The sequence below is a fragment of the Maribellus luteus genome, from assembly GCF_003576475.1.
Lineage (GTDB): Bacteria > Bacteroidota > Bacteroidia > Bacteroidales > Prolixibacteraceae > Draconibacterium > Draconibacterium luteum.
In genome coordinates, this window is sequence record NZ_QWGR01000021.1 from 1 (window position 1) to 26,832 (window position 26,832).

Annotated in this window: 16 protein-coding genes; 9 read left to right on the forward strand and 7 right to left on the reverse strand. The window is 40.1% G+C overall.

What is annotated here, in order from left to right:
- Positions 1–160 precede the first annotated feature (160 nt).
- The 5 genes from D1614_RS21845 to D1614_RS21865 all read right to left on the reverse strand — a co-directional run bounded on the left by D1614_RS21845 (position 161) and on the right by D1614_RS21865 (position 8,797).
- Positions 161–1,552: a BT_3987 domain-containing protein gene (locus tag D1614_RS21845; RefSeq protein ID WP_162304602.1), complete on the reverse strand. Its 1,392-nt coding sequence runs from the start codon at positions 1,550–1,552 to the stop codon at positions 161–163.
- 19 nt (positions 1,553–1,571) lie between these two features.
- Positions 1,572–3,401: a RagB/SusD family nutrient uptake outer membrane protein gene (locus D1614_RS21850; protein ID WP_119440130.1), complete on the reverse strand. Its 1,830-nt coding sequence runs from the start codon at positions 3,399–3,401 to the stop codon at positions 1,572–1,574.
- An 11-nt stretch (positions 3,402–3,412) separates the two neighbouring features.
- Positions 3,413–6,784 carry a TonB-dependent receptor gene (locus tag D1614_RS21855; protein ID WP_206610118.1) on the reverse strand — a complete coding sequence of 1,124 codons (3,372 nt, stop codon included), beginning with the start codon at positions 6,782–6,784 and terminating at the stop codon, positions 3,413–3,415.
- 131 nt (positions 6,785–6,915) lie between these two features.
- A complete protein-coding gene (locus tag D1614_RS21860; RefSeq protein ID WP_119440131.1) occupies positions 6,916–8,094 on the reverse strand; it encodes a FecR family protein in 1,179 nt (392 codons plus the stop codon).
- A gap of 112 nt (positions 8,095–8,206) precedes the next feature.
- Complete coding sequence (locus tag D1614_RS21865) at positions 8,207–8,797, reverse strand: RNA polymerase sigma factor (protein ID WP_119440132.1); 591 nt, start codon at positions 8,795–8,797, stop codon at positions 8,207–8,209.
- Between the two features lie 613 nt (positions 8,798–9,410).
- On the opposite strand from D1614_RS21865, the gene D1614_RS21870 reads away from it, so the two are divergent.
- The 9 genes from D1614_RS21870 (at position 9,411) to D1614_RS21910 (ending at position 21,779) form a co-directional block, all read left to right on the forward strand.
- On the forward strand, positions 9,411–10,076 hold the full coding sequence (locus D1614_RS21870) for an RNA polymerase sigma factor (protein WP_119440133.1): 666 nt from the start codon (positions 9,411–9,413) through the stop codon (positions 10,074–10,076).
- Positions 10,077–10,142: 66 nt separating this feature from the next.
- Positions 10,143–11,306, forward strand: coding sequence for a FecR family protein (locus tag D1614_RS21875; RefSeq protein ID WP_119440134.1), 1,164 nt, complete (start codon positions 10,143–10,145; stop codon positions 11,304–11,306).
- Positions 11,307–11,435: 129 nt separating this feature from the next.
- Positions 11,436–14,831: a TonB-dependent receptor gene (locus D1614_RS21880; protein WP_119440135.1), complete on the forward strand. Its 3,396-nt coding sequence runs from the start codon at positions 11,436–11,438 to the stop codon at positions 14,829–14,831.
- Positions 14,832–14,842: 11 nt separating this feature from the next.
- On the forward strand, positions 14,843–16,267 hold the full coding sequence (locus tag D1614_RS21885; RefSeq protein WP_119440136.1) for a RagB/SusD family nutrient uptake outer membrane protein: 1,425 nt from the start codon (positions 14,843–14,845) through the stop codon (positions 16,265–16,267).
- A gap of 48 nt (positions 16,268–16,315) precedes the next feature.
- The gene (locus D1614_RS21890; RefSeq protein WP_162304603.1) at positions 16,316–16,807 is read left to right on the forward strand and encodes a DUF5004 domain-containing protein; all 492 of its coding nucleotides are present in this window, start codon (positions 16,316–16,318) and stop codon (positions 16,805–16,807) included.
- 4 nt (positions 16,808–16,811) lie between these two features.
- On the forward strand, positions 16,812–17,660 hold the full coding sequence (locus tag D1614_RS21895; protein WP_119440138.1) for a hypothetical protein: 849 nt from the start codon (positions 16,812–16,814) through the stop codon (positions 17,658–17,660).
- A 33-nt stretch (positions 17,661–17,693) separates the two neighbouring features.
- Positions 17,694–19,445, forward strand: coding sequence for a SusE domain-containing protein (locus D1614_RS21900; RefSeq protein WP_119440139.1), 1,752 nt, complete (start codon positions 17,694–17,696; stop codon positions 19,443–19,445).
- Positions 19,446–19,660: 215 nt separating this feature from the next.
- Positions 19,661–20,404: a 3-keto-disaccharide hydrolase gene (locus tag D1614_RS21905; RefSeq protein WP_119440140.1), complete on the forward strand. Its 744-nt coding sequence runs from the start codon at positions 19,661–19,663 to the stop codon at positions 20,402–20,404.
- A gap of 34 nt (positions 20,405–20,438) precedes the next feature.
- The gene (locus D1614_RS21910) at positions 20,439–21,779 is read left to right on the forward strand and encodes a Gfo/Idh/MocA family protein (protein ID WP_119440141.1); all 1,341 of its coding nucleotides are present in this window, start codon (positions 20,439–20,441) and stop codon (positions 21,777–21,779) included.
- A gap of 224 nt (positions 21,780–22,003) precedes the next feature.
- Here D1614_RS21910 and D1614_RS21915 read toward each other — a convergent pair whose 3' ends face one another.
- Together D1614_RS21915 and D1614_RS21920 are read right to left on the reverse strand one after the other, a co-directional pair.
- On the reverse strand, positions 22,004–22,777 hold the full coding sequence (locus D1614_RS21915) for an endonuclease/exonuclease/phosphatase family protein (protein ID WP_119440142.1): 774 nt from the start codon (positions 22,775–22,777) through the stop codon (positions 22,004–22,006).
- A gap of 173 nt (positions 22,778–22,950) precedes the next feature.
- Positions 22,951–26,823, reverse strand: a complete 3,873-nt coding sequence (locus tag D1614_RS21920; RefSeq protein ID WP_162304604.1) for a translocation/assembly module TamB domain-containing protein — start codon at positions 26,821–26,823, stop codon at positions 22,951–22,953.
- Positions 26,824–26,832: the final 9 nt, after the last annotated feature.

Sequence of the window (26,832 nt, forward strand, 5' to 3'; positions counted from 1 at the left end):
GCCGAGCGGCTGATAAACGTTCTTCTGTTTACCATACTTTTCTTTTATTGGTTTATAATGTTGTTTTTTAGTTGGTTCTTTATCAAATTCCCAAATATGCTCCCGTTATCTGCTCGTTTTCAAGCAGTACAGGAGCATATATCAGTACATTTTCGGCAGATTAATCAACCCCCCATACATAGAGTTCAGACAAGTCCATCTGAGCCCCACTGTTTGGTCCAATTGTATTATTCACATAAGTAAAAGCCTCTGTAAGCACAAATCGAAGATACCGGCCTTGCGAAGGAGTTACCTCAAAAACATGGGAGCGTGTTCCGTTGGAGGTAATTTCCCAATCTCCTATTTTCGTCCAGGTATTCAAATCGTTGCTGATTTCAAAATATCCTTTTTTCTGGTTTCCGCGATAAATGTTATCAGGTTTCCTTAACCCAATTTTTGTTACATTCTTGGTATCTTTCATGTCGATCAAAAAATAATAAGGCATGGGTTTCGGACTGTCCCATTTTGATCCCCAAAAAGTAGCCACATCATCGTCAAGTAATTTATCCGGAGTCCGATTGAGATCAACATATTTAGCTTCTTCACAGATACAAGAATTCCAATCAATTACTTCCCATATTGATCTTGACAATTTATAAGCAGAGCAGCTAATATGGAGCAACAAAGTTTCAGCCTGAGGGTCAATGCTATTTTCTGAAACTTCAGTTATCCGCAAAGGAAGAATGTATTCTCCGAATAAATACAGATCGGGCTTATTTAGTAAGTTCTTCCTGATTATCGAAACATTTAGGTCCTTTGATTTCTGCCCGGCACTCAACGAATATTCACCAGGAAAAAGCTCATATGCATTTTCAGGTAGAAGCAAATAATTTGCGTTGTTTGCTTCGTTGTATTTCGCTAATTCCTGAGTATCAACTTCAATTTTAAAATCCAGCTTTGTTTTGGATTTATAGTTGGTTTGAATGGTTACAGGCACATTAAAACTCTCGGGATCATTAAGGGAAATTGCAAGCGGGGATGCAGAAAGCCCTGGTTCGGCAAACGCAATGTAAGGTTCAGACAAAACAGGGATTAAAACTACATCTGCGTTTTCCGGTAAAACTTCAATTTTATTGACTGACACGACACTAAGAGGTAATGCAAAACTCTTTCCCTGCGATGAAAGTTTCGTTATCTCTGTCGTATTAAAAAGAATGCTGAATTTGCCTGAAGCCTCTTTGTCCGAAATATTCAACTCGTTGGTTTCAAGAGTAAAACAATTTTCAGGCAAGATTTCATATTGCGAATTATTTTCTGCGTTGTATGACGCAAGAAGCTCGCTATTTATGGATAGTTTTAAATTAGCCTCCTGGCTTCCGATCCCTGATTTACATACTGCAAGCTCATATTGATATGTTCCAAAATTAAAAATTTGGGCATCCTGCAATCCAGATTTAATCAGATAGATTTTGTCTTCTGCGATGTCATTCATACGGTTATCTTCGCACGAAAACATAGTAGAAGCGAGCAAAAAGATAAACAGGAATTTTATTGATATTCTTCTCATTTCCATTGTTTTTATTTTTTTCAAATTACCAACCATAATTTTGAGTAATGTTTTTCATCTCGTCTAATTGCGACTGATGAATCGGAAACAGATAGTGTTTGGGCTGAAATACTAAAGGCAAACAAATTTGGTCGGTACGTTCCCATGAGTCTTCGTAATTGGTCGCAAGCAAGTTTCTTCCGTAACGTGGCCCATTACTTTCTTTATCGGCAATCATCCAGGTACGGATATCATAATAACGAAGATTTTCAAAGGCCATTTCCACCAGACGTTCTTTGCGGATTAATTCACGAAGTAAACCTTGATTTCCTTTTACTTCAGGATATGCTTCTTCGATATTGTTCAGACCGCTACGGTTGCGAACTTTATTCAGGTAATTTAAAGCGCTGGTTTCATCGCGAGTTGGCTTTTCGTTGCAAGCCTCGGCATAATTAAGATATACTTCCGCCAACCTAATATATGGCCAACTAAAGCTTCCCCATTTATTGTTATCCATATCGTTTCTTGGGTCAGTCATTCTTCTCCACAGATATCCGACCTTACTGAAGTCGCCCGATTTATTATTATAGGTCGAAGTTCCCCCGGTATAAAAAGTAACCAGTTTTTTCCCCTGGAAAGTGTTGATCCAATACATTCCATTGAAAAGAACTGATGCGTAAAATCGAGCATCACGTCCAACACAACTCTGATGTGCTTTTATTGTAAATTTATCAATTGGGTGTACATATGAATCGACGAATCCTTCGTCAGAATATCCTGACAACGGATCTATGTTTGGAGTACCATTTAACTGATAACCAGCAACTGGAAAACGACCAGTCTCTGCCATCGGATAAGTATCAACCAGTTTCATTGACGGAGCATAGCCGCCATAACCATGCTTTACAACCAATGGAGGGTTACAACGAACATTCCACAACCATCCGTCAGACTCCCATTTCGCAAAGATTAATTCGTCATTCCATTTCTCAAAGTAAATGCCCATGTATGACTTTATCCCTCTTTGAAGAGGATCATTCTCGGTTGTATTTTCATATAGTTTATAAATTCCCAGATCGATTACGTCTTTGGCTGCTTTGGCCGCTTTTTCCCACTTTACCGGATCTGGCGCTTGAGGGAAAAGAAAATCGCCATAATAGTTTTGCATGCCTTTGTATAAGTCACAGCCATTGAAAAGGGGGCGAGCTGCATACAACAACATCCGTGCTCGCGTTGCCAATGCCGCTCCTTTGGTGGCTCGTCCATACCATGCCGGGTCTTGAATTCTGAGAGGCAAATCATTTGCTGCTTTTTCCAGTTCACTGTTAATAAATTCGAAACAGAACTCCAATGAATGCCTGTCAATTTCTTCATTCTTTATATTCAAATCAGGAACTCTATCTCCCCATATATATACCGGGCCATATTGCTCAACCATCATAAAATAAAGATACGCTCGAATAAACCGAGCTTCTGCCTTCATGTTTAGACGCTCTTCCGCAGATAGTTCCAGACATTTATCAACGTTCTCGATAAAAATGGAGGCCTGATGGATGCCTTTGTAGTTATAAGACCAAGTGTGGTACAGATTAGTTGACGGGTTCCAAGAACCATCGTTGTGCCCTAGATAAGGTGCCCAGGCAATCCATGAATAATATGCTTCATCTGACCGGGGAGTTGTACTCTCTTTGGCTTCGTAGTCCTTGGGAAGAAATGAATATACCTGAGACAGGTAGCGTTCGGTTGTAATACGCTTGTCAAATGCTTCCTCAAGAGTCATTTGGTCATTCAAACTGGGAGTAAGATATTCTTCACACGAGGGAAATACGATTACTCCGACAAAACACAAAATGTATAAGAATGTATTTTTAATCATTACTTCGGCTTTTAGAAATTTAAGTTAACTCCAAAATTTAAAGTCTTCATATTTGGGTAGACAGCTCCCTGCTGATCAGTTATTTCGGGATCCCAAAGGCTGAAGCTACTCATTGTTAACAGGTTGACTCCTTGTGCATAAATACGGACCGAAGAAAAACCAACTTTGTCCGAAATCGTTTTGGGAATAGTATATCCGAATTCTGCATTTTTTAGACGCAGGAAGCTATTCTCGATTTGTTTGGCAGTTGATCGTTGTCGGTTATTCTCATTGGTGTAAATAGACATGCGGGGATATTTGGCCTTAGGATCTGGGTCTTCGGGTCTCCATCGGTTTTCAGCAACATCGGCATAAACACCCGACAAGAATAGATTTGAGTTTTCAAAACCATTGATCGCAGTACCTCCTATAAACATGGTTGTATTTCCTACTCCCTGGAAAAATAACGAGAGATCAAATCCTTTATACCCCATGCTAAATCCAAATCCATAATTGATTTCAGGAATACTTGTTCTGCCAATGGGAACCATATCAGATGCGTTGATTACCATATCTCCATTGATATCGCGGTATTTTAAATCACCCGGACGAACAGGCCCGTATTGCTGAATTGGACTATTGGCGATATCCTCTTCAGACTCGAAATAACCTAATGCTACAAGTCCAAACTGCTGATACAAAGGCTTACCTACCTCACTTTTATAAGCCATTATGGGAGTTGGTTTGTCATCATACAATTTTTCGTTCCGGTTGAAAGTAAAATTCGCACGAGCAGAAATATTCAAATCCCCTATTTGTTCGCGGTACTCCATGGATGCATCGACCCCTCTGTTTTTCATTCTTCCAAGATTAACGTAAGGATCAACATTAATTCCCACAATAGATGGAACGCTTTCCCTTTCGATGAAAATACCTTCGCGCAATTCGTGAAAATAATCTACCTGAACATCAAGTTTATTTAGTAAACCTACTTCAACCCCAATATTCAACTTTTTGGCTTTTTCCCAAGACACATGAGGGTTCCCAGGATAACCTGTAGCGAGCCCCCTAATCCAAGTCTGTCCCATTTCACCAAAAGTATAGGAACTATAATCCTGCATCTCTGGATTATAAGCAAATCGGCGGCCTCCTCCAATTTTATCGTTCCCGATGGTTCCGTACGAACCTTTCAGCTTCAGAGTACTAATGACGTTCGTCAATGGCTGAAAAAAGCTCTCACTGCTAAGCATATACCCCAATGCAACTGAAGGAAAGAAACCATATTGTTTACCAGGAGAAAAGTTCTCGGAACCATTGTACCCAAAGTTTCCTTCAGCAAAATATTTGTCACGGTATGCATAGGTCACACGGCCTGCAATCCCCATATTTCGATATGGGAGAGAATACACATACTTGCTCGGGAAATTGTCGATATGTTCCCGTTGGTTGAATAAAAACAAGCCTCCTACCCGGTGATCATCATTAAATACCTGATCGTAGGTAACTGATGCTTCCAGGTAGGTGGTACGTGAGCCTGCATTCCCTCGTTCAAAGGTCATATAATCTCCACCGTCGGTTGTCCTTTTAAGAACAAGGCCTCCTTCAGCGTCGCGGTCAATGGCATAATAGGTAGTAGGACTTTTCTTCCTAATGATACTGGCTGAATTATAAGCATCCCACGAATACTTGATATTCGCTTTCAATCCTGGCGTGATCAGCTCCGAAAAATCCTGAGTAATTCCAACCAGCGATTGTGCATTGTTGTTGAATATCTGAACATAGCCAGTATTATTCAGCAAGTTATAAGGGTTCTGACCAATATCAGGCTTTGCTAAACTCCCGTCAGAATACATTTTAGGAATGGCAATCGGTACTGTTTGGAAAGAATACAACCAAAGACTTGTGGTGTTTGGCCTGTTTTTCACTTCATACTGATTGGCCAAATTGATATTCAGAATAGTGTTCCGATGCAGTTTTATATCAATATTAGACCGAAAAGAATATTTGGTCCAGTTCAACGAAGGATTGTACTCTTCGCTTTCAATAGCGTCGAAGATCCCGTTTTCGCGGTATACTGACCCGGATACATAAAAGTTGGCAATATTACCTCCCCCGGAAACACTCGCATTTAAACGGTGACTGGTTGTTGCATTTTTATAAATTTCGTCAAGCCAGTTAACATTCGGGTATAAATCAGGGTCTGAACCATCCAGGTATTTTTGTTTGGCTTCTTCTGAATAGAAATTCCTTCCCTTGTATGCTTCTCTGTGTACTTCATTGTATAAATCGATGAATTGCTCGGCATTGGCCATCTGAGGCATACGGGTGGGCGAAAGTAAGCCTGTTTCTGCTTTTACATTGATAAGTGGCTTTCCTGTTTTCCCTTTTCGTGTAGTGACCAAAACAACACCGTTTGCTCCCCGAACTCCATATACAGCAGTAGCTGTTGCATCTTTTAGAATTGAGAAAGTTTCAATGTCCTCAACTTCAATCAGGTCCAGCGAACGCTCAACGCCGTCAATCAGTACCAACGGGCGGTTATTAGCACCGAAGGTACTTACTCCACGAATCCAAAAATCGGCTCCGGAGCCTGGTTCGCCTGATCGTTGCACAGCGACAATACCTGCCAGCTGCCCCGCTAAACTGGTACTAATTTTCCCTACAGGCATACTCAAATCGGAAACTACTGCCGAAGTGATAGCTCCGATAACACTTTCTTTACGCTGCTTTCCAAAAGCAACAACAACAATGTCTTCTAACTCCTGCGATTCTTCGACCAACGTGACGTTGATTTCGCTTTGTCCGGTGTACTCTACTATCTTATTGGTCATTCCGATAAACGAAAAGAGTAACTTATTTCCGGGAACAACTTCAATTTGAAATGAGCCATCCACATCGGTCATTACTCCTCGCGTTGTCCCTACTATTGTAATAGTAGCGCCGGGAAGGGGCAATCCTTTGTCATCGGTAATTCTTCCTCTGATAGTTTTCCCTTCAGTGGCTTCTGTTGGAAGTACAGAGGGAGTCTTTTCTGGCGTTGAGGCTGCCTTCCCTATTGTGATTTGTCGGTCGCGGACAATGTAAGCATTGTTAGTTCCCTTGAACAAAAGGTCGAGTATCTCTTCAATCTTTTTATCCGATACATTTATATCCACCTTTCGCCTGGTATCTAGTTGCTGATCCTGGTAAAAGAAAATAAATTCAGATTGAGATTCAATGTTTTCCAGAATTTCTTTTACTGTTGCTTGTTTTAGCTTTAAAGAAAGCCTTGCACTTTGCGAGTAACTGGGAATGCTAAAGGCAAGAGCCGAGTTAAAAATGAGTAGAAGCAGAGTAAGCCTCATAACTAAAAAGGTTTTTCGAAGACCTCTGAAAAGGCCCCCTTCATTTAATTTTTTTTTCATAAATTTGACTGTTTATGTTTACACAATGACCCTAGGGTCAGTTAACTAAAATGGAACCGGGAACTGTTTGGTCGCATCTCCCGGTTTTTATTTTTTCAAAATAGATTCCGTTAGTTTTTTATCTCATAGGCTTATTGTTTTATAATGAAATGACCTTCGTTTTCAGTTACAGAAACCGAAGAAGCAAAAGATATATTTTCGAGCACAGCGGCTAACTCATCTTTAAGGTCAAGCTTTCCTGAAAATGTAATTTGTTCCAATTCTTTGTCTGCGATAATTGTTTGGTTGTAATAGCGTTCCAACTTTTTAAAAACTTCGGTGGTAGGCTTGTTTTCGAATATCAAGTAACCACTAATCCATGAAGCATATATATCGGTATTTACCTGATCTTTACTTAAAGTTTCGTCATGTTTTTGGTAGCGGACTCTTTCTCCGGGAACCATCTCAATATTTTCAGCAAAGGATTTGTTTCTCGAAACACTCACTTTCCCGTTTAACAAAACGGTTTCCATCGAAATGTCTTCATTATAGGCTGAAACATTAAAACGTGTTCCTAATACCCGGATTTTTATATCACGAGTAATCACATAAAATGGCTTTGCTGCATTTGGAGCTACCTCAAAAAGTGCTTCGCCACTTAAAAATACTTCACGCGAGCTGGAGCTAAATTCAGGGGGATAAGAGAGCTGACTACCAGAATTGAGCCAAATATGAGTCCCGTCCGCTAAAGTAATTTCTGAACGTTTTCCGTAAGGGATGATGATTTGATTCAACGCCTGTTCTTTCTTTTTTACTTCTTTTTTGGGGCTTATGATGGTATCGCTGTTGATCGTGAGTTTGTCGGAGGCAGCTTGGATAATTTGTGTATTGGTGGTTTCAAATTCATGAGTAATTCCATTGGCTGTTATCAACCGTCCTTTGTCTCCACTGGCCTCAACTTGGAGGTCTTGAGGGAAATAAATAGTATTCGTTTTTTGCAGATATAGAAAGGTGCCAGAAACAATTAGTAAAAGGACAGCTGCTGCATATTGAACATATCGAAGAATGATCCTTTTTCCTGTTTTTTTCTTTTTTAAAATTTGGATGAAGATCAGTTCGAGTTTTTTTTCTGGAAGCGGTTCATTTTGCGCTCGCATTGAGTGAATAATTAGAATTGCCTCCCTTATCATTTCCTCTTGTTCCGGGTGTTCTTGCAAATAAATATCCCAAAAACGATCCAAATCCTTATTAGGTGTAATCACCCATCTTGAAAACAGCGGATCAAGAATGAAATCATCGGTTGTATAATGAATGTATTGATTTGGTTTCATTTTCTTATGTCGCTTTTATAGATACAAAGACATCCACAAGTGAAACATCATCGTTTATTTTAACTATTTTGTTTTGCCTAAGAATAAAAAGAGAGAAAATGCCTGTGCACTCTCATTGACGGATGAAAATCAGTAGAGCAATCAACTGAGACGGTTGATGGATGGATTGACGGAGTGCTTTGATTGCTTTTGATATTAGGTTTCGACACGATTCGACACTAATGTCCATTAGTTCTGCTATCTCCTCATAACCAAGCCCTTCGTGATACTTTAAATAAATTGACTCCTTCTGTCTTGAAGGTAATTTCTTTAATGCTTGAGCGAGTAAACGAGTTTGTTCTTTGACTACTTCCTCCTTTATTATTTCCTGTTCAATAGAATAATTAACCTGAAAGCTGTAGTCGTCAGAAAGGGGATCAGTACTTGTTTTATCCTCTTTTTTTAATAACCGGAATAATTTGCGTTTAAATGAACACATCAAATAAAATAGAATATTATCTGTTGGTCCAAGTGTTTTTCTTTTACTGAACAGGTCAGAAAATAAATCCTGAATTACATCTTCAATTATATTTTGATTTGAGGTAAATTTCAGACCATACCAATACAAGCGGGGAGCAATCTCCGAATATATATCTGCAAAACAAGAGTTGTCTCCTTGCCTGAAGCGATCCCATTTATTTCCATCGTCTAATCGCACTTGCATACAATATTTACTAAAAGGCCATATTCGTTTTCTTCATCTTCCAAAAAAGAAACCAGCGAATGCTCAAAGTTATAAGAAATCGCGTTAAAATACGAAGGAGAGATTTCATGTTGGACTCCTTTCTCTGCAGCTAGGACAACCAAATGAGATTCAACCAAATAATTACGTCCCTCTATTTTTTGCTTTTAAACTATGGTAATTTTGAATAAAAAAATTCGATTGAGAAAAAGATGTTTACTCTCAGTCGCTATTTTTCAATTGCCCCAGCCTAAGCGCAAAAAAAATTTCCCAAATCAATGAACCACTTATCTAAAACCAAGTCTCGGATAGTTTGCAAACAAAGCTTAAAGCTCATTGACTAAACAGAAGTAACCTTCTGACATTGATAAAACAACATGACTCGCACACAAACTCAGTTAGGCATATAAAAACTCATATTAGTTTGGATGGTTATTAATTTTCATCCACTAAACGTAATCGATATAAACAAATTAATCTACCCCACCTTCTTTTTATCAAGAGACTCTCAATCTAAGAAATCAAAGAAACTATATTTGAATAGTATTTTGTCCATTTAGGAATAAATTGTATCATTATTTACAAATTCAGTTTAATGTGTAATAAAATTACGTTAAATAGTGAAGGAGGGAAGAACAAGGACTATTTTCTTTGGAAAAGGTTTATTGATGGAGATGACAAGGCTTTTTTTTTAATTTATGATCAATATTTCGATACTCTTTATAATTATGGAATACATTTCTCGAAGAATAATGACCTAATAAAAGACTGTATTCATGATCTTTTTTTGGATTTGTATAAGTACAGAACCCATCTTGCTGAAACCGATAGTATCCAGTTTTATTTATTTCGTTCTTTAAGGAGACTTATTTATAAAGAGCAAAGTAAAAATGTTACAATCTCTGCTGAAGATAAATTATTAATGCAGAATGATGTAACGGTAATGGCTTATGAAGATGCTATCATAGCCTCCGAGACCAAAGATGCAAATCACAAAATTCTGTTTGAGGCCATGAAAGATTTGTCAGACAGACAACGCGAAGGCCTCTCTCTTAAGTTTGAACAAAACTTTTCGTACAAGGAGATTGCAGATATTCTGGATATTTCTGTTGAGTCAGCCCGCACCAATATTTACCGTGCCTTGAAGGATCTTAGGAAAGCACTCAAAAAGAAAGGTATTTCAGTATCCATGTTGTTTCTCCTGCTCACAGCAAACAATCTAATATCCCCTGAAAAGCAACCACTTACACACCCAAAATAAAAAAACTCATTTTTTTTGTCTATGTCTTGCATTGTTTGTCCTTTCTCTATATAGAGATTGCACATAATGAATAAAAAGAATAAAATAAGAGCACACGATATTTTATCTGATGAGAATTTTTCCATAAACTCATTAACGGATAGAACAGAAAAAACTGAAGAGCAAGAAATACAAATAGCACGCATTATCTACTCTTACTTATCTCCCCCAAAAGCAACTTCGCGGGACAAAGAAAAAGAACAAGTCAGAAGAAAGATACAATTATCAGTTCAGAGAACTCGTCAAAAAAACAGATATTCAACCATAAGGTGGGCCATTGCAGCCTCTTTTCTCTTAATAGCTGTATCAGTTTGGCTTTTCCAGGATAAATTAAGCAGAACACCGGAAGTCACTGAATTTGCGCAGACTTTAAATAATGTAAAACAGGACAATGTTACAAACTTAGTTTTAAAGGATGGGCGCAAGGTTTTAATATCTCAAAAAGAGTCTAAAATTGCTTATGACAAAAAAGGAGAAAACATTCTAATAGATTCAGCCCAAACTATTTCTCAACAAGTTGTAGCAGAAGAACAGGTTTTTAATACACTGGTTGTTCCATACGGAAAACGAACACAGATTACTTTATCCGATGGTTCCAAAGTTTGGTTAAACTCCGGATCGAAGTTGGTGTATCCCGCTAATATTAAAAAGAAAAGGGAGGTTTATGTTGAAGGGGAAGCTGTTTTCGAAGTTACTCATTCAGAGCACCACCCTTTCCTGGTCATTACAAAAGATTTTGAGATCAAAGTTTTGGGCACTGTATTTAATGTTAGCGCCTATCCTGACGAAAAAGTGTCCAGTACAGTTCTGGAAAAAGGTAAGATAGAAATTACTTCTGCTGAAAGTAACTTCTTCACCAAAGAAAAATTGACGGTCCTTCCCGGTACCATGGCTGTTTTCAATTCGGTTGAAAAAACATTTCATCAACTACAAGTAGATGCCACAAGTTATATGTCGTGGAGAGATGGCTATTTTATTTTCAAAGATGAACCCTTGTCAAATATTATAAGAAAGCTGGAGAGGTATTATAATGTCGAAATAATCTTACAAAGTGAGAATCTGAAAAAAGAGGAATTTTCAGGAAACCTGAATCTAAAAAATACCCCAGAAGAAGTTTTAAATGTTATTGCGCAAACTACACCTTTTTTAGTTAGATATGAAAACCAAAAACTAATTATTAACCAAAACTAATTTTGCCTATGTAAAAAACCAAATAAGCTTATTAAAAAAGCTTGCAGATGTTGGTACCATCTGCAAGCCTAAACATTAATTAACATCGCCCCAAAGCGATATTTATTAAATAAAAAATCAAACAAATTTATGAAAAAAAGTAAAACGGGATACCTTGTTTTTCTTAAACGATTAATGGGTATACATTTTTTTAAAGTTATGAGGGTAACAGTTTTTCTCATACTATTAGGGGTAAGCAACGTTTTCGCGAGCTCAACTTATTCACAAAGTACGAAGTTTACCTTTCATTTAAGAAATATTTCCTTAGAGCAACTTTTTGAGGAAATTCAAGATAATAGTGAGTTTAATATTTTCTACAAAAACAGCCAGGTAGACAGAAACCTAAGGGTTGATATAACTGCCAATGAAGCCTTTGTTGAAAGTATTCTAACCCAAGCAATGGAAGGGACAGACCTTGACTTTAAAGTTATTGATCGACAGATAGTTATTTTCCAAAAAAAATCCTTACCGGAAGATGCAAAACCAAAAGAACTAGATCAAGCTCCACCACCGCAAAAGACGGTTTCAGGAAAAGTAACCGATTCAAATGGTCATACGTTGCCCGGTGTTACTGTTGTAGTTGTCGGATCAACCATCGGAACGGTAACTAACATGGACGGACAATTTAGCCTCGCCGTCCCCAATGATGCAAAAATGCTAAAGTTTTCTTTTGTTGGGATGAAAACACAGGAGTTAGAGATCGGAAATAAAACTGTTTTCAATGTGATTCTAAAAGAAGAAGCAATAGGATTGGAAGAAGTTGTTGCTGTTGGCTACGGGGTGCAAAATAAAAGAGAAATTGTGGGTTCAATCTCCAAGATTGGCTCTGAAGATATAGAAGGGAAACAGATTGTGTCTTTTGAACAGGCACTGCAAGGACAGGCAGCAGGAGTTAATGTAACACAAGGTACGGGAATGGCCGGTTCCGGATCTGTCGTAAGGATTCGAGGAATAGCTTCGATCAATGCATCGGGCGATCCACTGTACGTTATTGACGGCATCCCAATTTCTCAGGATATGTTTGGATTGAATGCAACCACTTGGGGAATGAATCCGAACCCCCTGGCGTCGATTAATCCAAACGATATAGAATCGATTGAAGTATTAAAAGATGCCGCTGCATGTGGGATTTATGGCTCAAGAGGGGCAAATGGAGTTATTATTATCACGACTAAAAAAGCAAAGAACTCACAATTGAAGATTGACTTCAGCACCAAGCATAGTTTGAGTACATCGGCAAAAGATCCAAATGTAGTAGGAACTGAGGATTGGATGCAATTGTACCAGGAAGCCTGGGAAAATGACGGAAATACAGGAGTACCTCAAAATCTTCCTGGCAACCTTACTTGGGAACAAGCAAAACGAAATGACACAGATTGGTGGAAGGAAATTACACATGCTGGGTATAGTCAGGAATATAACTTATCCGCAAGCTTTGGAATTACTGAAAAATTGAAAGCATACATAAGCGGCTCGCATAATAACAATGAATCGTATATCAAACGAAATGCGTTCAAACGCTACAACGGAAAACTGAATCTGAACTACACCCTTTCTCCTAAATTTACAATTACCGCATCAACCATGTTGGCTAATACAAAAACCGATCTGGTCGGAGACCCTTGGTCGGGTGGAACGGGTGCTGCAATGGGAACCGCATTACCAATTTATCCTATTAAAAACGAAGACGGCACATATTTCAAAGGAGCGGGAAATGATGCAAACCCTGTAATGGTAAGTAAATTACAGGATGTATTTAATGATGAAACAAGAACAATAAACAGTCTTTCAATTAATTATGCTCCGATCAAAAAACTAAGTTTTACGTTTAGTGGCGCTATTGACTACTTGAAGTTCTTTAACGAAGGATTTCAAGATAAATACTTAAGAAGTGTTGATGGGGATTATGCATGGAAGTCCAAGACAAATATTTTCAACTATAACTACAATGCAGTTGGAACCTACAACACGAACATAAGAGAAAATGAAATAGTCTTTATGCTGGGAAATGAAATGCAATATTCAAAAACCACTGGCGAAAGAAATGAATATGATTATGACCCGGAGAGCACAAACCCAAAAAACTTAATTGACTACGGTACCCAGGAATGGCGTTTCCTCAGTTTCTTTGGAAGACTAAACTACAAGTACAAAGATCGATATATCGTACAAACATCGTTAAGGTTTGATGGGTCATCTCGCTTTGGTGCCAATAACAAGTTCGGAACCTTCCCTACTCTTGCGTTCGGGTGGATCGCAAGCGAAGAAGAATTTGTAAAAAATATTATCAATGAAGATGTACTGAGCTTTCTGAAATTAAAAGCAAGCTACGGATACACGGGGAACTCAAATATCCCGAATTATGAACACTTGGGTACTTACATCACACCGACAAACAACAGTTCTTATTACAATGATATGCCCGTTCGTTATCCCAGCAGGTATTCGAATCCTGATCTAAAATGGGAAATAACAAAGAACCTCGACTTAGCTGCAGAGGCACAATTTTGGGGAGGAAGAGTGGCCGCAGAAGTAGCATATTTCCTGAAAAACTCAGAAGATGTCTTTATTAATGTCAGTATTTCTCAAACAACTGGTTTCCGCGATCAGTGGAAAAATATTGCCAAAATCAGAAACGAAGGATTGGAATTCAATATCACCACCAGAAACTTTGTAGGGCACTCAGCACAAGATTTTAAGTGGACAACTAAATTCAACATATCCACAATTGACAACGAAGTTACTGACTTGGGAGGGCTCACTTCGGAGGAAATCGGCGGCGGCGCAAATGATACCCGCATTTTGTTAGGCTATCCGATCGGAACAATGCGAATGGTACGATTCTCAAGAATTGACCCGGAAGATGGACGCCCCATCTATTTGGACAGAGATGGGAACGAGACCAAAACCTACATTTTTGCCGGCGAAAATGGTTATGCCAAGCCTGCTGGAAAACTGATTCCTGACTTTACTGGCGGAATCACAAACACATTCGAATACAAAGGTTTCTCATTAAGTACACTGTTCATATTTAGTTATGGAGCAAAATTGTATGATGCAGCTGCTAAACGACAAATGACATTGATGTCGAACTGGAATTTCAGAACCGATGGATTCGACCGTTGGCAGCAACCGGGAGACGATGCTAAATACCCAAGACTAACCCTGGACGGGAACAACTGGGGAGCTTCCGAGCAATGGTTTAATACAAGTATGTGGATTTATGATGCCTCTTATATAAGATTGAAGAACTTAAGTTTTGCTTATGATATTCCGTCTAAGTTCTTGAGTAAATTCAAGCTTTCTTCTGCAAGAATCTCTCTCACAGGAACGAACCTCCTAACGTTTACAAACTTTCCGGGGATTGATCCTGAAGTAGCCAGAGATTTTAACGATGCCAGGGATAGAAACATGAGTCCAAACGCCACTTACCTAACTGTCCCTCAAGCAAAAACATACACACTTGGGCTTAATGTTTCATTTTAAAACGATCAAACATGAAAAATAATAAATACATATTCCTTCTCATTGTTATTGGACTCTTATTTACAGCTTGTGAAGGTCTTCTTGAAATAGATCCAAGCAACAGTGAAGAAATTCTTGCTGCTGACGCTTTACAAACAGAAAGTAATATTAAAGAACTCTTGAATTCGGCTTACGATGCTCTGCCGGGTGTATATGGAGGAACCTTCCAGCGTTCAGGAGATTTACTCGGCGACGATTTAACATTTAAACCGGGTGTAACCAGTAATCTTGTAAACATTCACAATCGCTTCTCTACAGTGTATTTTACCGACCATGATACCTACACAAACTCTTATGTCAGTATTATGAGAGCAAACACTGTTCTGGAAAACATCGATAATATTCAGATGTCAGATGATACGAAGAAGGAGCTAAAAGCAGAATGCCTCTTTATCCGGGCAATATGTCATTTTGCACTGGTCCGCCTTTACTCACAGCCATACAATTATACTGCTGATAATTCGCACAAAGGAATTGTTCTGAAAACAAATACTAAAATCGAATTATTGGCACGAAATACTGTTGAGGAAGTTTACAATCAGATTGAAAGTGACTTGAAAACTGCCGAGAGCGACTTGCCTCCCAGCAATTCAAATTTTGCCCGGGCAACAAAATGGGCAGCCAAAGCATTTCTGTCTCAGTTATATTTTCAAAAACACGACTACGACAATGCTTTTACGATGGCGAATGATGTAGTAGCCAATTCGGGATTACAACTCGATGCTTCACATTATCAGCGTTTTTTGTCTGCAAACGATACAATTGGCTCAGAAGTTTTCACTCCTTCGTCGGAAGTCCTTTTTAAACTGGTTTCTACTCCGGAAAGAAATAGAAGTGTAGGCGGTTATTTTGACGAATACAAGGCTGATGAAACTAATATTCCGAATATCAGGATCGCTCCCGAGCTGTTTTACAATGTCATTTCAGCAAGCACCCAGGATAAAAGGATCAACCTGTGGTACAAAGTTTTCAATGTCAACCAGGACAATGAGTATATTGGGTGTACCAAATACAACAAATCGTTCAAGAATATTCCTCTGGCATTTATTACCGAGCAAAAATTTATCCGGGCAGAATCGGCATTGCTGAAACAAAGTGTTAACAAAGCAATTGCGATTGAAGATCTTAACGACATTAGAGAAAGAGCTTTCGGGGACGATAGCAAAAATGTCAGTTCAGATATATCTGCAGAGAATCTGCTCGTTGCTATTCAAAATGAAAAAAGGCTTGAACTGATTTGTGAAGGATTCCGCACTCAGGATCTCAAAAGAAGAGGTTCTGGAGGCGAAAAAGATCTGTTGGTTAGAGGAGTATCCTGGGATTATCCCGGAATGGTACTGCAGATTACCGCATCAGAGGCAAATGAATTATTCGAACTGAATGAAGAACCTCAGTAGAGGAGACGTATAATAATTATGCAGAAAATTGACTATAAAAAGATACTTATGAAAAAGTTAATCATATATATACCCATATTACTTTTCATTGTTTCATGTGCTGATGAGATTCCTGAAATAGGAGAAAGAGCAAACAGAAAAGAACAAATGGTTGGCACATGGCAATTGGAAAAATTTGTCCAAACCGATTTAAAGGCCAAAGCCAAAGCTTATCCTGCTTTTGCTACTGAAAAAGACCTGACAAATATTTTTGAAAATAATCCTTATACTGATTTCTCTATCAGTTTTAATTCTGACGGGACATTCACTTCAGTCACAGGAAATTCTTTCATTGATATGATTGAACAAGGAAACTGGTCGTTTGACAGCGATGAAGTTCCCAGCAAGATATTATTAAGTAATGGCTCTCAAAACCAAACAATTGTTATTGGGAGTTTTGCCAATATCATATACGATAAGATTGAGTTTACAATTGTGAAAGTTGATGCTAACACAAAAAAGGAAACGATAAGTTACACCTATTACTTAAGCAAAAAATAGCACTATGAAGAAAATAGTAATAATCATAACAATACTGTATGTGTCTTTTACCGCATACTCACAGAGACCTACCTTAAAAACTATTCCTGCTGATGTTGATGCATTGACCGAAAATGTTACCCTGCTATTTGATGTAACTGGCACCCCCCTTGAGGGGATTACTGATCTGTACATCTGGTCATGGTGTAACGATATTAAATCGGGACCGACAGAAATGAAGCTTTGTTACAACGGAAACTCGGCTGACTGGGGAAATGTTTCGGAAAATGCCAAACTGACCTACGTTGAGGGAAATACTTATAAGATACAGCTGCCTGTAACCATTACCCGCAACGAAGGTGAAGTAACATACTCAACCATAGCTGATTTATTTGGCTTTACCGAAAATCCAGGTGGAATTAGGGCCTTTGGTTTTCTACTTAGGAGCAAATCGGGTGACCCACAGGCATCGGGTGAAGATTTTACCCTTACTCCCCTGGTTTTTGAAGAAGCGTTGTTCCGGACTTTTCCCACTTCCGTTTCAAATACCGACGTCATTACAATATCCTACAACATGAATCTGTCAACCAACTATAAAATGTTAAGTGCTAAAGAAATTAGTGCGACTATAACATTGATGGATGACAACAACAATGTCCTGATAAAAGCGGCTAATATTCCGTGTTTTGAAGAAAGAAACAAGGAGTATTCCTGTACTTTTCTAGCTGAGAAACTCGGTGATTTCCCCTCTGGGAAATCAATTGACGATGTAGTTGTGTTGGAGGCCTTTTTTTCAGGAATAATAGAAACGAATGGAATTAGAGATACTGTCAATAGTGATGCTTTCTCTAAGAGTTTCTCTGTTTTTGAATAGTAAATAAAAATACATTCTTAAAAACTATTGTTTATGAAAAATTTATATAGATATACATTCGTGGCATTCATATTTTTATTTGTCTCGTGTGCAAAAGACCTGGACTTTTTTAGTGTCAATGGCGAAAAAATGCTAGACTTCCAGTTAATCAGTCCTGCGTCCAACGATTCCCTTGCAGTAAACCTGGGAACGCCAAACGAGTCGATTGACTTCAACTGGAAAGCAACAACTTCGGGGCTAGGAAGTGACGTTATCTACACCATCCAGTTTGACAAAATTGATGGTGATTTTTCCAATCCTTTATTTTCGAAAGAATCAAATAAAAACGGAAGTTCAAATATTGCATCGCTCACACATCAAGAGTTACATGATTTGGCGACATCAATAACGCCGAACGGTGCATATGCAAAAGTAATCTGGACAGTAACTGCCAATAATGGCTCTCCTAATATTGTAGCGGCACAGTTTAAACACACAGTGCTGATTTCTACAAGTTCAAATGGTCTCTCTAAAAGTGAATTGACCTTTCCAACCAACAACAGTTATATGCTAATCGACGGCAATAAAGCTGCCGAGGAATATATCTTCACATGGGGAAAGTCAAATGCTACTGATGCAAATGAGAACGTTAAATATCAGGTATTGATAGATGAAGTTGACGGCGACTTTTCTAAACCTGTATTCTCAATTCCGTCCGACAATTCAGGACTCGATAATAAACTTACCAAAACGCATGAAGAGTGGTATCAGCTCTTTGATAAAAAAGAATACAGCAAGGGTGCCTTTAAATGGACTGTTCGTGCTTCTACTGCCAGTATTTCAGTTGAATACCCCAGTAGTGTTTTTTGTCTTGAAACCACCGACTGGATTTTGCCAATCTATATTGTTGGCGATGCCATTTCTGATATTGAAGGAAGCAGCGGATGGTTGATCGACCAGGCAATTTTATTAAACGGCTTGTCGCCAAAAGTAAATGCCGGTGTAATTAATTTCAGAAATGACAGGAACAACGCCGAGTTTAAATTCTTCCCGAAAATTAGTAGCTGGGACAATGGAATTGCAGCAACCGAGAACCTTTCATATATCGGCAATTGCGAAAAAGGAAGCAATGGTAATTTTGTTTATACCGGAGACAATTCAGCAAATGTTGTTTATGTGAATATGCAAGGGAAAATGGTAACAGTTACCGATGAAATTTATTTAATCGGAGGCTCAACGGTTGCCGACGGTAATATGGACAAAGCAATTCCTTTTACCTACATAGGCGAAAACACGTACCAGGTATTTTCTTATATAACTACTGATAGTTGGGGATACAAATTTTTACCAACCCGCAGCTGGAATGGTGGCTGGGGTTTAACCGAAGGAACTACGGATAAAATTACCCAGAACAACCCCAAAGACCTCAAGGTTAGCGAAGACGGTTTCTACAGGGTCACCGTCAATTTCTCGGACGGGACAACAAAAACTGAAAAAACAGATTGGGGGCTGATTGGTTCTGCTACTTCAGGTGGCTGGGATACCGATTCCGATATGACGCTCCTTCCTCTTAGTGACAACGAGTACAAAGGAACCTACACCTGGAAAATTACAACTGATCTTACAAGCGGGAAAATAAAATTCCGAGCCAACGATGGCTGGGCTGTAAACTTTGGAGATACGGATGCCAATGGATCACTCGAACTAGGAGGTAGCGATATTGAGGTTTCCGAAGCCGGAAATTACACTATTAAATTAGTTCTTGATCCAGCCGGTTACACATATTCAATGGTCAAAAATTTCTAAAGTAAAATTGGATCGAAAAGCTTCTGTTGAACAAATTTTATTGCAACAGAATATTCAATAAACATTTGTCAAGTATTGTATCCGGGAGATTCGTCGGATACAATACTTATTCAAATACCAAAAATTTCTTATATAAAAAGATATTGGCACACCACACTAAAAACACAATATCTCACTTACTATCAAAACATTATCCTCACATTAAAAATAATATTATGAAACAAATAATTCTTTTCTCTTTGTTTTTTCTGCTCTGCATGTCAATTCAATCATATGCCCAACAGGAAAATGAATGGCTGCCCGAGAGTACTGAATGGCATTATCCGGTACCGCCAAAAGTTGAACCAGGCAAGCAAGGTAGCGCTCCTTCTGATGCAATTGTTTTATTCGATGGAACTGATTTGTCAAAATGGAAATCAGAAAATGGAGGAGATGTTGAGTGGTCGATAATCGACGGAACACTCCAGGTAGAGCCTGGCAAAGGAGGTATCATCACAAAGGAGTTCTTTGGAGATTGTCAACTGCATATTGAGTTCAGATCACCCGATCCAGAAGCTTACGATGGTCAAAACAGAGGCAATAGTGGTATCATGCTTCAAAGTCGTTATGAAGTTCAGGTACTGGACGGAGACAACAACGAAACCTATGTAAATGGCATGGTTGGAAGTATCTACAAACAAAGTGCACCGGCAGTAAATGCCTATACTAAAAATGGAGAATGGCAGGTTTACGATATTTACTGGAAGGCCCCTCGATTTGGGACAAATGACCAGTTCGAATCTCCGGCAATGATCACCGTTGTATTGAATGGCATTCTGGTGCAAAACAACTTTGTCCTGAAAGGGCATACTCCTTATGTTGGGTTACCTAAATATGAGCCACATGGCCGCCTCCCTCTTTTTTTACAAGATCACGGGACAAAAGTAGCATACCGGAACATCTGGATCAGAAACCTTTAAAAGCACAGAGTTCGACATTTTAATACGAAATATCATGAATACAAATAGAAGAGAGTTTCTAAAAAAAACTTCAGCTTTAACAGCAGGGATAGGATTATCGTCCATCATTTCAGCAAAAACAATACAAAGTGTACCTCAACACTCTTCAAGCCAAAATGTAAATTTGGGAGTTATCGGGGTAGGAATGGGATGCCGTGATTTACAGGGAGCACTAACCGACAATCCGTGGGTTCATTGCCTGGGCTTGTGTGATGTCAATCAACAACGACTTGAAGAACAGGCTACACGTTTTAAAAAGGATTTTCCGGAACAGACATCAAGCATGCTCTTGTATACAGATTTCAGAAAGCTTTTGGAAAACGAAGATATTGACGGAGTAATTGTCGCCACACCTGACCATTGGCATACATACATTTTTGCCGAAGCACTAAAAGCAAAGAAGGCTATTTATATTGAAAAACCTGTGGCCAATACAATTGAAGAATGCAACTTGCTGATTGATTTACAGAAAAAATACCAGGAAGTTGTAACGACAGGTTTATGGCAAACCAGCCAGCGCTATTTTCGGCAAGCAAACGAAATATTAAAATCGGGAGTGCTTGGTGATGTATACAAAGTGCAGCTCTGGATCAATGAACCAACCAATCCGATTGCGAAAGTCGAAGATACTACTGCCCCTGAATACATTGATTATGATATGTGGTTAGGACCGGCTCCAAAGCGACCTTTCAACAATCATCGTTATTGGAGTTGGCGCACGTTCTGGGACTATGGTGGAGGACAACAAACCGACTGGGGAGTTCACTGGATTGATTCAGCATTTGATGGATTAAAAGCACTAGGGCTTTGCGACCGCTCTTATCCGGAGGCTGTTTTTTCGTCGGCCTATAAACATCCTGAAAGTTTTAATGAGACGCCAAGTTGCCAGACTACCATTTTTCAATATAAAAATTTTCATATTGAATGGACCCAACAAGTGGCTAAATTGTATAATCGAAACCAGGGTGTAGCCTGGATCGGAAGTAAGGGCACTCTTGTTTGCAACCGAGAAGGATATGAACTGATTCCAGAGATAGGAAAGGACAGAAATCCTTTGGCAGAAGCAGTTCTTCTCAAAGGAAAATTTGAGGATGGAGGTATCGAAGCTCATGCCAGTAATTGGTGCCAGTGCATTCAAAATCAATCGAAAAATACGAACAGCCCGGTTGAGAAAGGAGCATTTGCAACAATTTTAGCTCATCTCGGAAATATTTCATACCGGACAAGTTCCTGTATTTCATATGATCCAATAACAAGGAGCATTGTGAATAATCCTAAAGCAAGTGCTTATGCTCAAGCAAAATATCGAGATCCCTGGAATCTTCCAATAGTCTAAATTACGAGTAATAATTCGAAAGAATTTATAAGTACTAACTCACCTACTAAAGTGAGCTTCTATTATTAATAAAACAAATCTAGATATTTAACACAGTTAGCATTATTAAAGAAGCTGAGACAGTAAAATAGGGTTCGAGCCTCAGCTGAGTCACCAAAAAAAAGCTCCGAATTTCTTCGGAGCTTTTTTTATACTCGAAATAAGAAGCCGGATAAATCGGTTTCCTAACGAAGTTCTACCACAGCGCCAATGGGCAAATGATCGGAAAGCTGAACTTTCCAGGTGATATTTTCAATCCCCTCCCACTTTTCCTGCGGATAGGCAAAGATGTAGTCGATTTTATGACGGGGCTCTTTCGCCGGAACAGTAGAATCCAGGTTGCACAAGCGTTTCCAGTCGGCCATGCCTTCAACGATTTCTTTTGAATCGGGACGTGCATTAAAATCACCGCAAACAATTACCGGATAGGGTTCTTTTTGCAGCACTTCATTCAGCTTAGCCACCTGAACCTGCCGCTCCTCAGTATTGGTGTAATCGAGGTGTGTGCAGGCAAACGTAAAATACTTTCCTTCCTCGTATTCAACATGGCTCACCAACATGGCCCGCTGCTCTTTTCCGTGCTCGGTTTTGGGCAGGTAAATACGTTCTACCGATGCCAAAGGAAAGCGTGAAAGAATACCGATACCGTAGTATCCACCGGCGTAGGGAATTGTTTTTCCGTAGGCCGACAACATGCCTGTGCGATAACCAAGCTCTGTTATAAAATCCTTTCCGTTCTGAAGAGGCGCTCTTTCCCGGTTGGTGTGGCAATCCACTTCCTGCAAGGCAACCACATCAGGCTGCTCTTCTTTAATAAAAGCGGCAAGCTCTTCGAGCGAAGCCAACTCGCCAAAACGCAAATTGTAGCAAAGCACTTTTAATGTATCTGTTTTTTCCTCGGCGAACACCCCTGACACCAATGCCAGAAGAAGAGCCACTGTTAAGCATAAAGACTTCATAATAGGTATATTTTAATATCGAACAAAATTAAAAATATTAGTAATACCAATTGTTCTTTAAAATGCCGTACGGAATTTGGAAGCTTACAATGGTTAATGCCGATACTACAACAAAGGAGCAGTCTGAACAAAGTGAAAGAATGCTACATTTTGTTGTTAAATCGGTATAAATCCTATTTTGAATTTAGTTTCAGAATCAGATCGAAACCACTGTCGGTAGAAGAGTTATTAAGCTGAAGAAACAAAAAGCGAAACAGCTCGTATTCGAGCTTTACTTCGTATTTGGCAATGTCTTTTTCGTCGGTTTCGCCAAAGCGTTGCTCGTAACTTACAAACAAATCGTTGGTAATGTATTTTCCCACCACAAACCCGGAATTTTCAAAATCGCCGTAGCCTTTTACTTCAATGTAGTCTACATTCAGGCTCCTTCCCAGCAGATCGGTCAGTTGCGAAGAAAGCACGGCCATTGCCGCCGACCCGGCCAGTTGTCCGGCACCGGGCACATTGTCCTGCTGAGCAACCGAAAGCTCGTTTACGCCTTTCCCAAAAATCAGGTACGACAAAGCATCTCCTTCACTGATACTCGCGTCGTCCAGTAAAAACTGAATGGTTGGCTCAGATGCTTTTCCTGAAATGGCCACGCTCAGCTTTTGCTCGGCACGGTCGGAGTTACGGAAAACGTAGGAAGCTTTAACGTTTAACATTGGCATCATTTCCTCGCCTCCCAGAAAAGTTACCGAGCCTTCGTCAATTTTAAATATCTTTCCAAACAAGTCGTACTGCCCGCGCACCACATCAATTTTTCCGAAGAGTTCAAAATACTCGTTGTTTTTTACCACATCCAGGTCGCCCGAAATTTCCACAAACATATCTTTGTTTTTGATCCAGGTATTCTGCGGAAACTCGATATTCAGCTTTCCGGTAAAATTATCGAAGTAGTTAAGATTGATTGTATCCTTTACTGTAGCTACTGAATCCAAACCGGACATGCTTAAAGAATCGGCACTTTGCGAAAGCTTTTCAATTTCGCGCAGCAGAATGGGGTCCGGAATTTCCGGTGCACTGATTTTTCCCATCAGGTTCATAACCGCAGGCAGGTAAATTTCGGCTTTGGGCACCTTCAAATCACCCCAAAAAACAACGTCGCCGGCCTCTCCTTTCAGGTTTACATCGCCCGAAAGCTGCATGTTGTAATGCCGGTGGCTAAACGGGTTAAAACGCTTAAACTGAATGTGAACTTCCGATTTCTGGATTCCACCTTTGTAAAAAGCTGATTGAAAGTCAACAGCACCGCTGGCCTGCAAAACACCGTCGGGCGATTTGATAAAGAAGGAATCGAGCCTCGCTGCCTTTTCTGAAAAATTAAGTTCGAAAACAATGTCGCGGTAGTTTATTCCATACTCCGGCATAATTACTGCAGCATCCAGTAACTTCAGACTTCCTTTGGGATCGGGCGATTCCAGCGTTCCACCCACCGCCACTTCTCCGTTCATTTCTCCTTTGATTTGCTCCCCGGCCTTCAGGAAAGGCAGTGATGCCAATGGAAAACGATCAACACGCAGCAGTGCATTTACGGTATCTTTCGGGTCTACCCCAAAATTCATACTATCCAGCCGGGCATTTACCGGCATGGCAGCATTTATGGTAATACTCCCCGAATCAGCCGGAATTGCCTGCCCCTGAAACTGAAAGCGTTGGTTCTCCAAACCAAACCCGCCTCCCAAAGCCGAAAAGCGATAGCCGTAAGCCAAGGCATTATCAATCGAAAAATCGCTGGTCAGCGCGGGGTTTGCAGCGGTGCCTGTTAAAGCAATGCTGGCATTTACTTTTCCGAACACATCAGCTTTCTGCCCCAAACTTTCCAGCAACTGGCCAATATCAACATGGGCTATCTCCAGTTTAAAATCCTCCTCCCCTTTCAGCGAAACCGTACCTTCTGCTTTTATAAACTGGGACGTATCCGAAGCGTCGGAAGCCATTTTGAAGTTTTGCAACCGGTACCCCAGCGAATCCATTTCAAACCAGGCGGGTGCATTTACCAGTTCCAGATGTTGGTTCATAAAATCGAGACTCCAGTCCGAGAGTTCCACCCTCATTGTATCGCCCAACAAAACCCGGGTACTTAGTGCACTTTTCAGCTGCTCTCCGGCAAGCTGCGCCGTCAGCCACACAGAATCGGTACGGTATTCTGCGGCCACGTTAACTGTATCGAGCATAAAATAAGCTGTACCCGGCTTTTCGGCCACAAGCTGTGCCGCGAAAATTGTATCAGTCGATGTAATGCTGCCACTTCCTTTTAGCTTCAGTTTTTTTGCTGTCAAACCGGAAAAAGCAATTTCTTCCAGCTCTGCCAGTGAATTCAGCAAAAGAGAATCGGGCGTGCCCCAAACATGCGCTTCCACTTTTCCTTTGCCATATAAACTATCCACAGGCAGGTAAGCCCAAAATGGCTGAATGCTGTCAATCACCGCCTCAACACGAATATCCGAATGATCTTCCAGACTGTAATTTCCGCTGGCATTTACACGCAAGGCCTGAGCTTGCGCCCATAACGAATCTATCCCAATATTCTTTTGTGCATACCGAAAGTTTCCAACCAATGAATCAAGAACAAAGCCCGCAAACTCAGACTCAGCAACAACAATGTTTGCAGATGCGGTAAGAGCAGCAGGATCAAAACCTCTGCCTGCCATTTGGGCTTTCAGGTTAATATCCGATTGCAAAGAATCGTTTCCGAGCAAAGGAGCAAGGTTTAAATTACGCGTCCGGGCACGAAGCCGGTACTCCGGGTTTCCCTGCCAGTTTTTTATTTCGGGAACCAGCGACACAAAGCCAAAGTTCCCTTCTCCGGTAATATCTCCCAACAGGTTTCCCTTGTCCAACCAAAGCGTCATTTTTAACTGCTCCACCGGTTTTCCGGCAAACAGGCAATTGCTAAAATCGGCATCCAGGTTCAAGCGGGCCGTTTTGGGATCGGTACCTTCACCGTCGAGATTTAACCTGCCGTTCAAGAGGTAATTAAGCTGCGGATCTCCCAGCCAGTAAGCCAGGTTTACATTTCGGATGTCACCTGTTAAACGGTATTTTAAACCGGCAAACTGAGGATCATCCAAAAAACGGCCAAAGTTCTCGGAAAAAAGGTCCAATTGCAGCCCTTGCTCTTTATCATTCACCGCCAAAGAGGCCTCCAGTTCTCCTTCAACGATCTTCGAAGAAAAGTTTACCACCGGTTTTGCCGACAGTTTTATTGCAGGAATAAAAAACTCAAATTCATTCAGGTTCACAGGTTCACTTTCCAGTTTGGCAGCCACATTTAAAGACGAAACATCCGAATAATTTGCTTCTCCCTTTAACGCATTCCGGGCTGTTTTTACATGAAAGTTACGAAGGGAAACAGCTTCCTGGTCGCGCACAATATCCAACGAAAGCTCTGCCAACTGAAAATCGGGATGAAGAGTATGAAAAGCCAGTTTCTTTAACCGGAGCTCCTGTTTCTCTGTGGCGTATTTCAACGCCATGTTTACATTCAGGTTGTTCACCTCACGCGGAATCAGCGAATCAAGTGCCTGAATCCGCAGCTTGCCTTCTGCCAGTTCAAAGTCGGATAAAATAATCTGAAAATTTCCGGAAGCACTGCTTGTATCCACTTCGTTGCTATTCGTTTCCGGAACCAGACGCTGAAAATTCCAGGTTGAATCAACTTCCTGCTTTAACCTGACATAAGGCTTCGTGAGTTGCACCGAATTTAATAGCAGCTCGCCGTGCAGCAGAGGCAGAAGCCGGTACGAAGCACTCACCGATTCCACAAACAGAAAGGTATCTTTTTCAACCGTCCAGCAAACATTTTCCAGCTTCAGTTTATTAAAAAAATCCCCCTCTAGATTTCCAATACTCAGCTGACCATTTACGGTTTTTGAAACCTGCGTTTCGGCGATTTGCACGATTTTGCGTTTTACCGGCCCGGTTTGAATAAGCAGAACGGCAACAAGCAGCAAAGCCACCACACCGGCGAACAGCCAGGCAAGCACAAGAAATATGTATCGCAATAATCGCTT